This is a genomic window from Modestobacter sp. VKM Ac-2979 (assembly GCF_026967995.1).
GTDB lineage: Bacteria > Actinomycetota > Actinomycetes > Mycobacteriales > Geodermatophilaceae > Modestobacter.
The window spans coordinates 1-13,735 of sequence record NZ_JAPVBO010000002.1 but is presented as its reverse complement, the minus strand read 5'-3'; the positions used below and the strand labels follow the sequence as shown (position 1 = coordinate 13,735).

The 13,735-nt window shown below is 73.9% G+C and carries 14 protein-coding genes; 9 read left to right on the top strand and 5 right to left on the bottom strand.

Annotated elements, in window-relative coordinates:
• Positions 1-158: 158 nt before the first annotated feature.
• From O2W15_RS04525 to O2W15_RS04500, 6 genes are all read left to right on the top strand, one after another.
• Complete coding sequence (locus O2W15_RS04525) at positions 159-566, top strand: DUF4345 domain-containing protein (protein WP_269178531.1); 408 nt, start codon at positions 159-161, stop codon at positions 564-566.
• 11 nt (positions 567-577) lie between these two features.
• Complete coding sequence (locus O2W15_RS04520) at positions 578-2,044, top strand: FdrA family protein (RefSeq protein WP_269178530.1); 1,467 nt, start codon at positions 578-580, stop codon at positions 2,042-2,044.
• The gene (locus O2W15_RS04515) at positions 2,041-3,453 is read left to right on the top strand and encodes a DUF1116 domain-containing protein (protein WP_269178529.1); all 1,413 of its coding nucleotides are present in this window, start codon (positions 2,041-2,043) and stop codon (positions 3,451-3,453) included. Before O2W15_RS04520 ends, O2W15_RS04515 begins: the two co-directional genes overlap by 4 nt.
• Positions 3,454-3,490: 37 nt before the next feature.
• Complete coding sequence (locus O2W15_RS04510) at positions 3,491-4,267, top strand: hypothetical protein (RefSeq protein ID WP_269178528.1); 777 nt, start codon at positions 3,491-3,493, stop codon at positions 4,265-4,267.
• A gap of 91 nt (positions 4,268-4,358) precedes the next feature.
• A complete protein-coding gene (locus tag O2W15_RS04505; RefSeq protein WP_269163896.1) occupies positions 4,359-4,622 on the top strand; it encodes a hypothetical protein in 264 nt (87 codons plus the stop codon).
• A gap of 2 nt (positions 4,623-4,624) precedes the next feature.
• Positions 4,625-5,314 (top strand): lysophospholipid acyltransferase family protein, encoded by a 690-nt coding sequence (locus O2W15_RS04500; RefSeq protein ID WP_269178527.1) that lies wholly within the window; start codon positions 4,625-4,627, stop codon positions 5,312-5,314.
• Between the two features lie 17 nt (positions 5,315-5,331).
• Here the strand turns inward: O2W15_RS04500 and O2W15_RS04495 are convergent, their stop codons facing one another.
• Positions 5,332-6,423, bottom strand: coding sequence for a PP2C family protein-serine/threonine phosphatase (locus O2W15_RS04495; protein WP_269178526.1), 1,092 nt, complete (start codon positions 6,421-6,423; stop codon positions 5,332-5,334).
• Positions 6,424-6,599: 176 nt separating this feature from the next.
• Here O2W15_RS04495 and O2W15_RS04490 point away from each other — a divergent pair, with 176 nt between their 5' ends.
• The gene (locus O2W15_RS04490) at positions 6,600-7,022 is read left to right on the top strand and encodes an organic hydroperoxide resistance protein (protein WP_269163893.1); all 423 of its coding nucleotides are present in this window, start codon (positions 6,600-6,602) and stop codon (positions 7,020-7,022) included.
• Positions 7,023-7,085: 63 nt separating this feature from the next.
• On the opposite strand, the gene O2W15_RS04485 is transcribed toward O2W15_RS04490, so the two are convergent.
• The 4 genes from O2W15_RS04485 to O2W15_RS04470 form a co-directional block, all read right to left on the bottom strand.
• Entirely contained in the window at positions 7,086-8,189 is a 1,104-nt protein-coding gene (locus O2W15_RS04485) for a ring-opening amidohydrolase (RefSeq protein ID WP_036335418.1), read from the bottom strand.
• Between the two features lie 2 nt (positions 8,190-8,191).
• The gene (locus tag O2W15_RS04480; RefSeq protein ID WP_269178525.1) at positions 8,192-9,169 is read right to left on the bottom strand and encodes a carbamate kinase; all 978 of its coding nucleotides are present in this window, start codon (positions 9,167-9,169) and stop codon (positions 8,192-8,194) included.
• A gap of 51 nt (positions 9,170-9,220) precedes the next feature.
• On the bottom strand, positions 9,221-9,469 hold the full coding sequence (locus tag O2W15_RS04475; protein WP_269178524.1) for a hypothetical protein: 249 nt from the start codon (positions 9,467-9,469) through the stop codon (positions 9,221-9,223).
• A gap of 69 nt (positions 9,470-9,538) precedes the next feature.
• Entirely contained in the window at positions 9,539-10,366 is an 828-nt protein-coding gene (locus O2W15_RS04470; protein ID WP_269163887.1) for a PHP domain-containing protein, read from the bottom strand.
• Positions 10,367-10,446: 80 nt separating this feature from the next.
• Between O2W15_RS04470 and O2W15_RS04465 the strand changes: the two genes are divergently transcribed.
• Positions 10,447-12,687, top strand: coding sequence for a RecQ family ATP-dependent DNA helicase (locus O2W15_RS04465; protein WP_269178523.1), 2,241 nt, complete (start codon positions 10,447-10,449; stop codon positions 12,685-12,687).
• Positions 12,688-12,743: 56 nt separating this feature from the next.
• On the top strand, positions 12,744-13,373 hold the full coding sequence (locus tag O2W15_RS04460) for an alpha-ketoglutarate-dependent dioxygenase AlkB (RefSeq protein WP_269178522.1): 630 nt from the start codon (positions 12,744-12,746) through the stop codon (positions 13,371-13,373).
• Positions 13,374-13,735: the final 362 nt, after the last annotated feature.

Here is a 13,735-nt window from a genome sequence, read left to right as displayed (position 1 = left end):
GGGAGGCGGAAGTACCTCAGCGCTAAATCTTCGTGACGGCGTCCAGGAGCACGGCAGGCGCGCTGCCGGCTCCCGAGCTGCGAGGATCGGGGCATGTCCCCGTGCCACGACGTCCCGGCTGCATGACGCCCGCGGCGGCGGCCCGCACGATCCGTGTCGTGCTGGTGGCCATGGGCGCGGTCGCGTCGGCAACAGGCACGTCGGTGGTCGCACGGGGTCCCGCCGCCATCCCGGGTGGCGCGCCGACGACGGCCAGCGTCGACAGCGTGCTGCGCTTCTACGCGGTCTGGTGGGCGGCGCAGGGGCCGCGCGCCTGGCGACTGGCCCGTGATCCGGCGCTCGATGCGGATGAGCTGCGTTCGGTCTGCGCCACCATGGTCATCGGAGGAGTGGCGCGGCTGGTCGCGGTGCAGGCGAGCGGGCGGCCTCACCCGTTGTTCTCGGCGTTGACGGCCCTGGAGCTCACGCTGCCCCCGGTGCTCCTCGCCCTGCGGCACCGACTCCCGGGGCTCTCCGCCGCAGAACCGGAAACGGGTCTCTCACCGCTAAGAGGGTTTCTCCGGTAGCGTCCCGCCAGGTGAGCGACAGTCCAGTCCGGCACGTCTCCCTGCGCAGCGGCGTCTACGCCGACTCCGTCCGGCTCATGCAGGTCAGTCGCGAGATCGGTGACCGCCCCGGCGTGCACACCGTCGTCGTCGCGATGGCCACGCCGCTGAACCTCGAGCTCGCCGCCGGCATGGGCCTGGCGCCCGACGGCGAGGCGAAGCCCGACCAGCTGCTCATCGCGCTGACCGCCACGGACGACGCCGAGCTGGCCGCCGCGGTCGCCGCCGTCGACGCCGCGCTCACCGCCCGCGCCGACCGGGGCGAGGCACAGACCATCCCGCCCCGCACGATCGGCGCCGGCCTGGACGGCGCCCCCGACCCGACGCTGGCGATCATCAGCGTGCCCGGGCAGTACGCGGTCGCCGAGGCCGCCGATGCCATCGCGGCCGGCCGGTCGGTGCTCATCTTCAGCGACGGCGTCCCGGTCGAGCACGAGGTCGCGCTCAAGCGGGCCGCGCACGACGCCGGGGTGCTGGTCATGGGCCCCGACTGCGGGACGGCGATCGTCTCCGGTGTCGCCCTCGGTTTCGCCAACGTCGTCCGCCGCGGTCCGGTCGGCCTGGTCGCGGCCTCGGGCACCGGCGCCCAGCAGGTCAGCTGCCTGCTCGACGCGGCCGGGGTCGGCGTCTCGCACGTGCTCGGCGTCGGCGGACGCGATCTCTCCGAGGCCGTCGGCGGGCTGGCCACCCTCGATGCGCTGGCGGCGCTGGACGCCGACCCGGCCACCGAGCGGGTGCTGCTGGTCTCCAAGCCCCCGGCGCCCGCGGTCGCCGCCCGGGTCGCCGAGGTGGCCCGCGGACTGGACGTCCCGGTCCGCTCCGCTGCGCTCAGCCCCGAGCAGCCCGACCTCACCGCCGCGGTCGAGGCGCTGCTCGGTGACCTGGGCGTCGCCGTCCCCGAGTGGCCCTCCCGGCCCGGGACCGCGGACGCGGTGCCGGACGGCGCCGTCCTCAAGGGCTTCTACTCCGGCGGCACCCTCGCCGACGAGACGATGCTGATCGCCGCCCCGGCCCTGGGCGACATCCGTTCCAACACCCCGCTGCGCCCGGAGCTCGACCTCGGCACCGACCTGGCCGCCCGCGGGCACGTGGTCGTCGACTTCGGCGACGACGCGCTCACCGTGGGCCGCGCGCACCCGATGATCGACCCGACGCTGCGGCTGGAGGCGATCGCCGGCCTCGCCGCCGGCGGGGAGCCCGCCGTCCTGCTGCTCGACGTGGTCCTCGGCCACGGCGCCGACCCCGACCCGGCCGCCGCCCTGGTGCCCGCCCTGCGGTCGGCCGGCCTGCCCACCGTGGTGGCGCTGGTCGGCACGGAGGGCGACCCGCAGGGCTGGTCCCGGCAGGCCGACGCCCTCGCCGAGGCCGGCGCCGCGGTCTTCGCCTCCAACGCGGCCGCTGTCCGCTACGCACTCGCGCTGTTGGGAGACCAGGCATGACCGAGCCCCTCGGCGGACTGCTGTCCGCCCCGCCGTCCATCGTCGCCGCCGGCGTCGAGGTGTTCTCCACCGCGCTCCGGCAGCAGGGCGCGAGCGTCACCGACGTCGACTGGCGCCCGCCGGGCTTCGGCAGCGCCGACGACCTCACCCAGCTCGCGCTCGACCCGCGCCGGGCGGCCGCCAACCGGGTCGCCGTCGAGCGGGTGCTCGCCGCGGGCTCGCTGCTGGTCGACGTCCGGCCGGCCCGCGAGGTGCTCGACCTGCCCGACCGGATGCTGCTGCACTCCGGGCCGCCGCTCACCTGGGAGACCGCCTCCGGCCCGATGCGCGGCGCGCTCATCGGCGCCTGCGTCTTCGAGGGCTGGGCGACCGACGTCGCCGACGCCGAGCGCATCCTGGCCGCCGGCGAGATCGCGCTCGACCCCTGCCACCACCACCGCACGGTCGGCCCGATGGCCGGGGTGACCAGCCCGTCGATGTGGATGTGGTGCCTGGAGGACCCGGCCAACGGCGGGCAGGCCTGGTGCAATCTCAACGAGGGCCTGGGCAAGGTGCTGCGGATGGGCGCCTACAACGACGAGGTGCTCACCCGGCTGGCCTGGATGCGCGACGTGCTCGGCCCGGTGCTCCAGCGCGCCGTCCGCAGCCGCCCCGAGCCGCTGGACGTCAAGGCGATCCTCGCCCAGATGCTGCAGATGGGCGACGAGGGACACAACCGCAACCGCGCCGGCTCGCTGATGGCGCTGCGCGAGCTGTCGCCGTCCATCGTCGGCGTCGACGCGCCCGCCCAGGACATCGCCGACGTGCTGCGCTTCATCGGCGGCAACGAGCACTTCTACCTGAACCTCGGCATGCCGACGGCGAAGCTCGCGATGGACGCCGCCCGCGACGTCGCCGGGTCGTCGATGGTCACCGTGCTGTCCCGCAACGGCACCGAGTTCGGCATCCAGACCGCCGGCACCGGCGACCGCTGGTTCACCGCCCCGGCCAACACCCCGGTGGGGCTCTACCTCGGCGACTACGGCCCCGAGGACGCCAACCCCGACATCGGCGACTCCGCGATCATGGAGGCCTACGGCGTCGGCGGCTTCTCCATGGCCGCGGCGCCGGCGATCGTCCGGTTCGTCGGCGGCACCGTGCCCGACGCCCTGGCGACCACCGAGCGGATGTACCAGATCACCCTGGCCGAGAACCCGGCGATGCAGATCCCGATCATGGGCTTCCGCGGCTCCCCGACCGGCATCGACGTCCTCCAGGTCGCCCGCACCGGCTGGCTGCCGCAGATCAACACCGGCATGGCCGGCCGGGTCGCGGGAACCGGCCAGGTCGGCGCCGGGCTCGTGCAGCCGCCGCAGGCCTGCTTCGAGCAGGCCCTCGCCGCGCTGGCCCAGGAGTCCCGCGCCGCCTGATCCTTGCGGATGTCAACCAGTGGGCTAGCGTGCCCGGGTGGGGAACGCCAGGTGGACGTCAGGTGGCCGGACCGCAACGGACCGGCGGGCGTTCGCGGTCTTCTGGCCCCTCGCCGCAGTGGGCGGTCTGCTGGCCGGGCTCAGCCTGGTGCTGCTGCGGATCACCCCCTGGGACGTGCTGCGCGACCCGTCGTCCCCGCTGGTCCAGCTGCTCGACGTCCGCGCCGAGGGCAGCCTGCACACCTGGTTCAACGGCGCGCTGCTGACCGTGGGTGCGGCCCTGCACGCCGGGGTGGCCGTGCTGGCGCACCGGGCCGGCCGGACCGCCTGGCCGTGGCTGCTGACCGCCGGGTCGCTGGTCCTGCTCTCCGTCGACGACCTGCTCGCCGTGCACGAACGGCTGGAGCCGCTGGGGCGTGCGCTGGGCGCGGGGGAGGGCGGTCTGCACTTCGCCTGGGTGCTGCCCGGACTGGTGCTGGCCGCCGGTCTGGCGGTCGTCACGGTCGTGGCGGCCCGCCGGCTTCCGCCGTCGCCGCGCCGGTGGATGTTGCTGGGCGTCGCGGCCCTGCTCGCGGCCGCCGTCGGCCTGGAGTCCGCCGGCGGGTTGGTGCTGGACTCCGTGGGGGACGGCGCGCTGTACGTGCTGGTCTCCCACGCCGAGGAGCTGATCGAGACGTGCGCCGCGGCGGCCCTGCTGTGTGCCGGGGTCGCCGGCGTCCGGCTGCGGAGCGGTCCGGCCGTCGACGGGCTCCAGGTCGGCTACGTGCCCGGCCCCGAGCAGAGCTGCACCGAGCAGTCCCGCACCGAGCGCTGACGATCCGGTACCCGCCGTTACCCCACGGCGTCGTCGGGTAGGTCGAACTGCACGTGACCGGACCGGTCACCCCGAGACGGAGGGTGGGGCCATGGCCAGCTGCGAGGTCTGCGGGAACGACTACCGGCTCAGCTTCGAGGTGCACGCCGCCGGGGCGGTGCACACCTTCGACAGCTTCGAGTGCGCGATCCACGCGCTCGCACCGGTGTGCGAGAACTGCGGGGTGAAGGTGGTCGGGCACGGGGTCGAGGCCGACGGCGTCTTCTTCTGCTGCGCGTCCTGCGCCCGGATGCACGGGCAGGACAGCGCCGAGCAGTTGGTCGACCATGCCGGCCGGGCACCGGACGAGCGGTGAGCGTGGACGCCTACCCCGTCGTCCGCGCGCTCGTGCGGCCGCTGGTCCTGGGCCTGTTCCGGCCACAGGTCGAGGGGGCGGACAACCTCCCGGCCACCGGGCCGGTGATCCTGGCCGGCAACCACCCCTCCACGCTCGACCAGTTCTTCCCCCCGGTGCTCAGCCACCGCCGGGTGACCTACCTGGCCAAGAGCGAGTACTTCACCCGGCCCGGACTGCTGGGCCGGGGGATGCGCCTGCTCCTGGAGAGCATCGGCATGGTCCCGCTGGACCGCGGCGGGGCCACGGCCGCCGAGGCCGCGCTGCGGCGCGGTCGGGAGGTGCTCGCCGGTGGTGGGGTGCTCGGCATCTACCCCGAGGGCACCCGGTCACCCGACGGCCGGCTGCACCGCGGCAAGACCGGGGTGGCGCGGCTGGCGCTGACCACCGGGGCCCCGGTCGTGCCGATCGCCGTGATCGGCAGCCGCGCCCTGATGCCCCCGGGCGCGCGGCTGCCCCGTCCCGGCCGGGTGGTCGTCCGGATCGGTGAACCGCTGGACTTCTCCGACCACCCGGGGCCGGCCGACGACGGGGCGGCGCTGCGCAGCGTGACCGACGAGGTCATGGCCGAGCTGCAGCGGTTGTCCGGTGCCGAGTACGTCGACCGGTACGCCGCCGACGTCAAGGCCGAGGGGCGCGACCGCGCGGCCTGAACCCCCGGCGCCCGCGCTCAGCCGGGGAGACGGACGGCGAGCAGGGCCACGTCGTCGTCGACCCGCCCACCGAGCTCGCCCAGCAGGCCGTCGCAGAGCCGGTCGAGGGGTTCGCGGCCGGTCCGGGTCAGCTCGTCGACCAGCCAGGCCAGCCCGTCGTCGAGCGGTGCGTCGCGTCGCTCGATGAGTCCGTCGGTGTAGAAGAGCAGCGTGTCGCCCGGGCACAGCCGCAGGGTGTGGTCGGTCCGCGGGGCGCCGGGCGCGATGCCGAGCAGGCTCTCCGGGGGGCGATCGAGCAGCGTGACCCCGCCGTCGGCCTGCGCCAGCACCGGCGGTGGATGGCCGGCGTTGGACCACCGGAGCAGCCGCGTGCCGTCGACGGCATCGGGCGACCGCGCGTCGATTCGGGCCACCAGCACCGTGACCAGGGTGTGCAGCTGCAGCGCGGCGAGCACCTCGTCCAGGGCCCGCAGCACCTCCGCCGGGGAGCCCGTCGAACGGTGGGCGATCGCCTGGAGCATCGCCCGGGTCTGGGCCATGCTCGCGGCCACCGGGGCGTCGTGCCCGGCGACGTCCCCGATGACCAGCATGGTGCTCCCGTCGGGGAGGGAGAAGGCGTCGTACCAGTCGCCGCCCACCTGGGTGTGCTGGCTGGCCGGCAGATAGCGCACGGCCGACTCCAGGCCAGCCACCTGCGGCGGCGGGCCGAGCAGGTTCAGTTGCAGCGCCTCGGCCATCTGGAGCGTCGCCTCGGTGGTGGCCGCCTGGGCGCTCAGCCGGGCCAGCTGGGCCTCGCGTCGCTGCCGGAGCGTGCAGGCGCCCACGGCCAGGACGCCGCCGATCGCCACCGCCAGCAACCGGACGGCCTGGGGGACCAGCGTGCTCGCGGTGTACTGCTCGTCGTAGATGCCCAGCAGCGCTGCCAGGACGAGCGCGAGGACGGCGTAGCCGACCGTCGCCCGCCGGCCCAGCGTCGTCGCCGCGAGCAGCGGGGACATGACGACCAGGCCCAGGATGACCTGCTCCGGCCCACTGAGGACGTCGGTCACCGTGACGACGGCCAGCACCCCGGCGGGCAGCGCCCGTTGCAGGCGTTGCGACCTCGTCACCGCAGCAGCTCCTCGTCCGTCCGGCCTCCCCCGGGCCAGCGCAGTGATCAAGGTAGCCAACCCACTGGTCAGCCTCGTGTACCCCGGGTGTGAGCGAGATCGGCGTCGCGCCGATGCGTGCGGCCGACACGGCGGGTACACGGAGGTGTCGTGACCAACCATCTGGAGGCCCGCTCATGTCCAGCGTCTACACCGCCGTCGCCACCGCCACCGGGGACGGCCGCAACGGCCACACCCGCTCCTCCGACGGTCTGATCGACCTGGACCTGGCCACCCCGAAGGAGATGGGTGGCGAGGGCGGGGCCACCAACCCGGAGCAGCTGTTCGCCGCCGGCTACGCCGCCTGCTTCCTGTCCGCGGTGAAGATGGTGGCCCGCAAGCAGAAGGCCCCGATCAGCGACGCCGGCGTCACCGCCGAGGTCGGCATCGGCCCGAACGACGCTGGTGGCTTCGGTCTCGAGGTCGCGCTGCACGTCGAGCTCGGCGGCGTCGACCAGGCGACCGCGGAGCAGCTGGTCGAGGCCGCCCACCAGGTCTGCCCCTACTCCAACGCCACCCGCGGCAACGTCCCGGTCACCCTGGAGACCACCGTCGCCTGACGGCGGACGACGGCCGAGGCCCGCCGCCCCGCACGAACGCGGAGCGGCGAGGCCGTGGACGGGTCAGGCCTTGACGATGGCGGCGACCGGGCCGCCGCCGGAGGGGCCCTGGTGCACCGCGGCCACCGACACGAACACCGCCGGGTCGCCGGTCACCGATGCGGCGACGCCGCCGACGGTGGCCTTGATCTGCCGGTGCCAGAAGACGTCGGAGTCGTCGAGCATCGCGTTGCGCCGGCCGCGGACGTAACCGGTCGGGTCGGCCTCGCACTTGAGGAAGACGTTGACCAGGTTGCCGTCCAGGTCGGAGGTGTGCGGGCGCTCCGGCAGCTCGAGGCCGGCGTCCCGGATGGCGTTCCAGATGCCGTCCTGGTCGAGGGCGTCGGTCATCACCGAGTGGCCGATCCGGTAGTCGCCGCCGTGCCCGCGGGCGTTGCCGACGACGATGATCTGCGCCCGGTCCAGCTCCACGCCCGAGGAGCAGGAGGCGACCGCGCTGAACAGGTCGAAGTCGCGCATCACCTGCTTCTGCTCCGGCATCTCGATCTCGCCCAGCGCCAGCGCGATGCCCAGCGCCGTCGTCCCGTTGGAGAGGTCCATCGAGCCGTGCGGCTCGTCGTAGTACGTCTCCTGCCCGCGGGACTTGGCCTCGCGGATCGTCTCGATGGTCAGCAACGGCGTCTTGGTCTGCACGTAGTGGACGTCGGCCGGGTCGGTGATGCCCGCCTCGGCCATCGCCCGGCGCACGCCCTCGGCGACCTTCTCCACCATGGTCAGCCGGCCGATGTCCTCGGGCAGCAGCACCTCGCTCATGGCGAACCCGACGGTCAGCCGCGGCTCGTCGGTCTTCTCCACCGAGTCCTCGGGCAGCGTGGCGAAGATGGTGGCGTGCGGGCTGATCACGCCGTCCGTGCCGCCGGACCACACGATCGGGATCTCCCCGACCTCCTCCTTGCTCCGCGAGCCCTTCTCCATCAGCACCTCGCGGAACGCGCGGTCGGCGATGATCCGGGTGTAGTCGTTGACGCCGCCGTTGCCCTCGGTCTTGCCGATGACGGCGATGACCCGGTCGGCCTCCATGACGCCGTCGTCGATGAGCTTGGCGAGCTCGGAGGCGTCGCTGACGTTGTGCAGCGGGACCTTGCGGACCTCGATCGGTGCGGGCATGGCTACTCCTTCTGTGCGGTGAGGACGGTGCCGACGTCGTCACGGGCGACGGCGTCGGAGATGTGGGTCAGTGCGGTGATGACGGCGCGAGCGCCCTGACGGCCGTCCCCGGAGTCGGTCACGAACCGGAGCGCGGCCTCGACCTTGGGGCCCATGCTGCCGCGGGCGAACTGGCCGGCGTCGGCGTGGGCACGCATCTCGGCGACGGTGACCAGGGTCAGCGGGCGGGCCGACGGGGTGCCGAAGTCGACCATCACGTGCGGGACGTCGGTGGCGATGACCAGCGTGTCCGCACGGAGCTCCCGGGCGAGCAGCGCGGCGGTGAGGTCCTTGTCGATGACGGCCTCGACGCCCAGCAGCGCATCGCCGTCCTGGGCGCCCGGGACCACGGGGACCCCGCCTCCGCCGGCGCAGACGACCACGAACCCGGCGCTGCTGAGCGCCGAGATGGCCGGGACGTCGACCACCGATAGCGGCTCGGGTGAGGGGACCACCCGTCGCCAGCCGCGCTCGCCGCGGTCTTCCCAGTTCTGCCCGAGCTCGATGAAGCGCTGGGCCTCGTCGCGGGGCAGGTGCCGGCCGACCGGCTTGGACGGCGTCGCGAAGCCCGGGTCGGCGGGGTCGACGAGGGTGCGGGTGACCAGGGCCGCCGTGCGCTGCGGCGAGCCGAGGGCGGCCAGCGCGGCGTCCAGCTCGTCGGCGAAGGTGAAGCCGATGGTCGCCTGGGTCTGGGCGACGTTCCAGTCCAGCGGGACCGGTGGCACCACGTGCGCGGCCAGCTCGTTCTTGACCAGCAGGTTGCCGACCTGGGGGCCGTTGCCGTGAGTCAGGACCACCTCGGCCCCGGTGGCGACGACGGCGGCCACGTGCCGGGCTGCCACCGCGATGGCGTCTCGCTGAGCGCGTGGGGTGGCGGAGCCGTCGGCACCGGTCATCGCGTTGCCGCCCAGGGCGATGACGACACGACGGGGGAGGGCCATTGCGTGACCCTAGCGGTGAAGTGCCTTAGCGGTGAAGTACCTCCGCGAGAATCAGGCGGCAGCCGCGCTCCCGGGCCGGAGGACGACGGCCGGCCGCTCGGCAGTGCGGAGCACCCGGACGGGGTCGGCGGGCTGTTCCCAGCTCTCGGCCAGCGCGGCGATCGCCGCGAGGGCCTCCTCGTGCAGCCGGGCGATGGCGGCCAGGCCGGCGGTGGTCGCCTCCTGGACGACGGTCTGCGGACCGAAGGGGACGGTGTCGTCCTCGTCGGTCGGGGCCTCTGAGGCAGCCGGAGTGGTCACGCTCCCCTCATCGGCAGTCCACGACCGGATCGACACCCACCGTTCTCGGATAGTCGTCCGCGAGCGCGCTCAGCGGCGCCAGAAGTCGAAGCGGTCCCGGCCGGGGCGGAAGCCGGCCTGCTCGACGACGTCGACCGCCAGGTCGAACCGCTGCCCGACCAGGTGTGGCTGGTGGCCGTCGCTGCCGAAGCTGACGGCGTCGCCGCCCTCCTCGCGGTACCAGCGGAGCAGCCCGACCGACCACAGCGGGCTGGTGGTGTTCACCTCGAGGGCCCGGCCGCTGCCGGCCAGCGCCCGGAACACCGCCCGGTACTCCTCCTCGAACACGGCTTCCGGGTACTGCTCCCGGCCGCCGGGCCAGTAGCGCCGGGGGTAGTCGCAGTGGGCCAGCACCTGGAAGACGTCGCTGCTCTCGATCATCGCCACCATCTCGGTGAGGTAGCGGCGCATCGTGGCGATGACGTCGACGCCCGGGGCGTGCAGCAGCCGGTTGACGCCCATCAGTCGACCGTCGACCGGCAGCGAGTGCAGCGAGCCGAGCACCCGGTCGACCGGGGAGGCGCCCAGGTGCGCGGCGACGCTGGCACCGAACAGGTGCGGCTCGCCGGCCTCGACGCCGGACCAGACCCGCAGCGTCGGGAAGCGCTGGCGGGCCTCCCAGATCGTCTCGGCGTAGAGGTCGACGTCGATCGGCAACTGGTTGGCGGGGTGGCGGTCGGTCAGCCCCTGCGCGGTGGCGCGGTCGGCGGCGTCCCAGACGGTGAAGTCCAGGTGCTCGGTGAAGGCGATGGCCGGGAGGCCGATCTCCACGGCACGCTCGCAGGCGCGCAGCAGCGAGGCTCGTGGGCCGGTGTCCCACGAGAACTCGGAGTGCACGTGGTTGTCCGGGGGCAGCATCGAGGCCCATCCAACCGGTCGTCCACAGCCACCGCACGCCCAGGTCCCCGTTGTCGGTGCCGCCGCCTACGGTCGGGGGCATGAGCACCGCTGTCGAGACCGATCTGGCCGATGAGGCGCTCGGCGTCCTGCGCGAGCTCACCGGCCGAGCCGATGCCGTCTTCCGCGAGGGGCAGGACGCCGCCGTCACCGCGCTCGTCGAGCGGCACCAGCGCGCGCTGGTGGTGCAGCGCACCGGCTGGGGGAAGTCCGCGGTCTACTTCGTCTCCACCGCACTGCTGCGCCGCCGCGGTGCCGGCCCCACGCTGCTGGTCAGCCCGTTGCTCGCGCTGATGCGCGACCAGGTGGCCGCGGCCGCCCGCGCGGGCATCAAGGCCGTGGAGATCTCGAGCTCCAACGTGACCGAGTGGGACGACATCAACGCCCGGCTCGCCGCCGACGACGTCGACGTCCTGCTGGTGTCCCCGGAGCGGCTGACCAACCCGCGCTTCCGGGACGAGCAGCTGCCCAGCCTGGTCGAGCGCTGCGGGCTCCTGGTGGTCGACGAGGCGCACTGCGTCTCCGACTGGGGGCACGACTTCCGCCCCGACTACCGCCGCATCCGCGACCTGCTCGGTCAGCTGCCCGCCGGCACCCCGGTGCTCGCGACGACCGCCACGGCCAACGAGCGGGTGGTCGCCGACGTCGCCGAGCAGCTCGGCGCCGGCGGGGTCGAGGTCACCACGGTCCGCGGCCCGCTGGCCCGCGACTCGCTGCGGCTCGGCGTGCTGCGGCTGGACACCGACCGCGCCCGGCTGGCCTGGCTGTCGGCGCACATCGGTGACCTGCCGGGCAGCGGCATCGTCTACACGCTCACCGTCGCCGCGGCCGAGGAGACGGCGGCGCTGCTGCGCGACGCCGGCCATGAGGTGCGCGCCTACACCGGGCGGCTCGACGACGCCGACCGCAAGGACGCCGAGGAGGCGCTGCGGGAGAACCGGGTGAAGGCCCTGGTCGCCACGTCGGCGCTCGGGATGGGCTTCGACAAGCCCGACCTGGGCTTCGTCGTCCACCTGGGTGCACCGTCGTCCCCGGTGAGCTACTACCAGCAAGTGGGCCGTGCCGGCCGCGCCGTGGCCAACGCCGACGTGCTGCTGCTCCCCGGCCCCGAGGACATCGCGATCTGGCAGTGGTTCGCCACGTCCTCCATGCCCCGGGAGGACCACGCCGCCGCCGTCCTCACCGCGATGGCCGACGGCAAGGCGTGGTCGGTGGCCCGCCTGGAGACGGTGGCCGACGTGCGCCGCTCCCGGCTCGAGCTGCTGCTCAAGGTGCTCGCCGTCGACGGCGCGGTGGAGCGGGTGCAGGGCGGCTGGCGTTCCACCGGCGTCCCGTGGGTCTACGACGCCGAGCGGTACTCCCGGGTCACCGCTACCCGGGAGGCCGAGCAGCGGTCGATGCTCAGCTACGCCCGGCCCGTGGACACCGCCGAGTGCCGGATGGCCTTCCTCCAGACGGCCCTCGACGACCCGACCGCCGCCCCCTGCGGGCGGTGTGACGTCTGCGCCGGCCCCTGGTACCCCACCGACGTGCCGGCCGGGGCGGCCGAGGCGGCCTCCGCGCGGCTGGACCGTCCTGGCGTGGAGCTCGCGCCGCGGGCGCAGTGGCCCACCGGCGCCGACCGGCTGGGCGTCGGGGTGAAGGGCAAGATCGCGGCGGGCGAGCAGATCGCCACCGGTCGAGCCGTGGCCCGGCTGACCGACCTGGGCTGGGGTCAGCGCCTGCGCACCCTCCTGGGGGACGACGGCGTCGGTGGCGTGGCCAGCCTGGCGGAGGACCTCGAGGCGCCCTCGATCGAGGAGGACCCGGACGCCGCCTACGACGTGAGCCACCGGGTGATGCGGCCGGGCCTGCCCAACGACGCACCGCCGGACGAGGAGCTGCTCAAGGCCTGCGCGCGGGTGCTGGGCTCCTGGGACTGGTCGCAGCGCCCAGCCGGCGTGGTGGCGATGCCGTCCCGGCGGCGGCCCGCGCTGGTGACGGGCGTGGCGCAGGGGCTGGCGCAGCTCGGGCGGCTGCCCTACCTGGGGGCTCTCGACCTGGCGCACGGCGGCCCCACCGGCGGGCCGGGCGGCAACAGCGCCTTCCGGCTGGCGGGCGTCTGGCAGCGCATCGTGGTCGGGCCGGAGCTCCGCGACCGGCTGGCCGAGCTCGGTGACGCCCCGGTGCTCCTCGTCGACGACCTGGCCGACTCGCGCTGGACCATGACCGTCGCCGGCCGGGAGCTGCGGCTGGCGGGGGCCGGTGCGGTGCTGCCGTTCGTGCTGGCACTCAGCGCCTGACGGGGTTGTCCACAGGTTTTCGAACACCTGTGCGAAACCGGGGGTAACCTCCCTCCATGTCGCTCGCGCACCAGCCGTCGATCTGGGACGTGGCCGAGGAGGCTTCGCTCAGCCCGCTCGCGGGGCGGGTATCCCGGCACCTGCTGACCCGTGGCGCCTGGGTCGACCATCTGCCCGGCTGGGTCGAGGGATCCGACAGCGTGCTCGACGTCCTGCTGGGCGACATCGGCTGGCGGGAGGACCGCCGGCAGATGTACGACCGCGAGGTGGCCGTCCCCCGGTTGCTGCGTTGGTACGGGGGCGGCGAGGTGCTCCCGCACCCCGTGCTCACCGACGCCCGCACTGCCCTCGACGACCGCTACCGGCCAGAGCTGGGTGAGCCGTTCGTGACGGCCGGCATGTGCCTGTACCGCGACGGCCGGGACAGCGTCGCCTGGCACGGCGACCGCATCGGGCGCAGCCGCACCGAGGACACGATGGTCGCCATCGTCTCGTTCGGCTCCCCCCGGCCCCTCCTGCTGCGGCCGGTGGGTGGCGGCGAGAGCCGGCGCTTCACCCTCGGGCACGGCGACCTGGTGGTGATGGGCGGCTCGTGCCAGCGCACCTGGGAGCACTGCATCCCGAAGACGACCAAGCCCGTCGGTCCACGCGTGAGCGTCCAGTTCCGCCCCCGCGGGGTGGCCTGAGCCGCGTTCTCCCTGCTCAGCAGCGCATCCAGACCGTTCGAAGACCCCTCCGGGGACCCCCCTGCAGAACCCCTCTGAAGGCGTGTATCCTTCTCCATGCACCAAGCGAGAACGGACCGGGCCGCAGGGCCTGGGAAACCGCCGGAAGAACCCCCGAGGTTCACCCGCTGCGGAACTTGGTGTAAAGTGGAAATCACCGCCACGGAGAACGGCCAAGAAAATGGTCGGGGAACGTGCGCGTCCGCTCCTTGAGAACTCAACAGCGTGCCGAAAGTCAGTGCCATATATCAATACCCCCATTCGGCGTCCTTCGGGGTGTCGTTGGGATTCCTTTGGTTGATTGAACGAGAGTGCCAACTCTC